The organism is Polynucleobacter sp. 39-46-10, assembly GCF_002282275.1.
Genome location: NZ_NCJB01000392.1, coordinates 1 through 1,952 on the forward strand (window position 1 = coordinate 1; position 1,952 = coordinate 1,952).

Here is a 1,952-nt window from a genome sequence, read left to right on the forward strand (position 1 = left end):
GTACCGGCATCATCACGTACAAGATTGCTGCTCATGGTGCTGACTTGGCTAAAGGCTTGCCTGGTGCTCAAGTACGCGATAACGCTTTATCTAAAGCGCGCTTTGAGTTCCGTTGGGAAGATCAATTTAATCTCGGCTTAGATCCTGAGCGTGCCCGTGAATACCACGATGCAACCTTGCCTGCTGAAGGCGCCAAGATTGCGCACTTCTGCTCCATGTGTGGACCGAAGTTCTGCTCGATGAAGATCACTCAAGAAGTGCGTGATTACGCAGCAACTTTGGATGCAGATGGCAATCCGAAAGCGAAAGTCATTCCGATCACCGCGGAAGCCTCTACCGATCCTCAAAAAGGTATGGAAGAGATGTCAGCTGAGTTCCGTAAGCGCGGTAGCGAGATTTATCAGTAAGTGAAGAGCACGTTCTCAAACGGCAAATATGCCATCGTTGGCGCCGGCCTCATGGGTCGGTTGCTAGCGGTCGCACTTGCTAAGCGCGGTGCTCGTGTAGAGCTGTTTGAGAAAGGTGCTTCAGATGCTGCTAATTCGGCTGCACGCATTGCTGCTGCGATGTTGGCCCCACTCGCAGAATCTGCCATCACGGAAGATGTGGTCGTGCGCATGGGTATACATAGCCTGCCTCGTTGGAAGCAACTTATCGATGAGTTAGCAAAGCCCGTGTTCTTTCAGCAAGATGGCACTTTGATTTTGTGGCATCGTCAAGATGCTAGTGATGCGGAACGTTTTGCCTCTCATCTTGAAAGAAATTGCACTCACAATCAGTCGCTTGCTAGACCAATTCAATTGGATAGCCAATCTCTTGCAGAAATTGAGCCTGGTGTGGCTGAGCGTTTTACTCAAGGCCTCTATCTTCCCAATGAAGGGCAGCTAGATAACCGCCAGCTTCTAGAGGCTTTACTGGTTGAACTCACTCTCATGAAGGTGCCTTGTCACTGGAATCAATCCACCGACCCAGAGCAACTTCGCAATCTAGAGAATGGTTTTGATTGGGTTATTGATTGTCGTGGTCTTGGTGCCAAGGGTGCTACAAAGAATTTACGTGGCGTTCGTGGCGAAGTTATTCGTTTGCATGCGCCTGAAGTCAAACTGCGTCGCCCTACTCGCCTCATCCATCCGCGTTACCCCATTTACATTGCGCCTAAAGAAGATGACGTCTATGTTGTTGGCGCAACAGAAATTGAGTCTGAGGATTTATCTCCTATGAGTGTTCGATCCGCTATGGAATTACTCAGTGCGGTCTATACCGTTCATAGTGGGTTTGCTGAAGCCCGTATTTTAGAGATGGCAACACAGTGTCGCCCCACGCTGAAAGATAATTTGCCGGAGATATCCGTTAATCACAAACCAAATCAAGCCAATCTCATGATGATCAATGGTCTCTATCGTCATGGCTTCATGATCTCACCAGCAATTTTGGACTGCGCATTAGAAGTGTTGGGTTCAGGATCAAGTCCTACTGCTATGAAACTGGGCTTAGGCCTAACAGGTTCGATCCCTCAGGAGCTCAGCACATGCGCATAATGGTCAATCAAGTCGCCAAAGACGTTCCGGATAACAGCACAATTGATGATGTTCTGGTCATGATTGATGCGCAACCCCCATTTGCTGTTGCGATCAATTATGAATTCGTTCCCAAGACTAGGCACGCAGAAGAAGTATTGCGTGAAGGCGATGAAATGGAAGTGATTTCCCCTGTGACTGGTGGCTAATCCAGTAACGAATATAGAAAAACAGATAAAAGCACTTGAATAAGATGACAGCCCCTTTACCGAATCCTTTAAATACTGCAGACCCATTGGTGCTGTATGGGGAGATCTTTGCTAGTCGCTTACTACTGGGGACATCACGCTACCCATCTCCACAAGTTTTAGAGAATGCGGTAAAGCAATCTAATCCCGGAATGATTACAGTAAGTCTACGCAGACAGGGCACCTC

The 1,952-nt window shown here is 48.2% G+C and carries 3 protein-coding genes and 1 pseudogene; all 4 read left to right on the forward strand.

Annotated elements, in window-relative coordinates; genetic code table 11:
* A partial coding sequence (locus tag B7X71_RS15995) for a phosphomethylpyrimidine synthase ThiC (RefSeq protein WP_293601459.1) occupies positions 1–407 on the forward strand: 407 nt, incomplete at its 5' end.
* Positions 408–1,538 (forward strand): FAD-dependent oxidoreductase, encoded by a 1,131-nt coding sequence (locus tag B7X71_RS16000; RefSeq protein WP_293601460.1) that lies wholly within the window; start codon positions 408–410, stop codon positions 1,536–1,538.
* Positions 1,529–1,726, forward strand: coding sequence for a sulfur carrier protein ThiS (thiS, locus tag B7X71_RS16005; RefSeq protein ID WP_293601461.1), 198 nt, complete (start codon positions 1,529–1,531; stop codon positions 1,724–1,726). Before B7X71_RS16000 ends, thiS begins: the two co-directional genes overlap by 10 nt.
* A 44-nt stretch (positions 1,727–1,770) precedes the next feature.
* A pseudogene (locus B7X71_RS16010) lies at positions 1,771–1,952 on the forward strand (thiazole synthase); the annotation flags it as partial.

Excerpts from the sequence above, each read along its gene's own strand:
- thiS (WP_293601461.1), top strand. The coding sequence starts at position 1,529 with ATGCGCATAATGGTCAATCAAGTCGCCAAAGACGTTCCGGATAACAGC.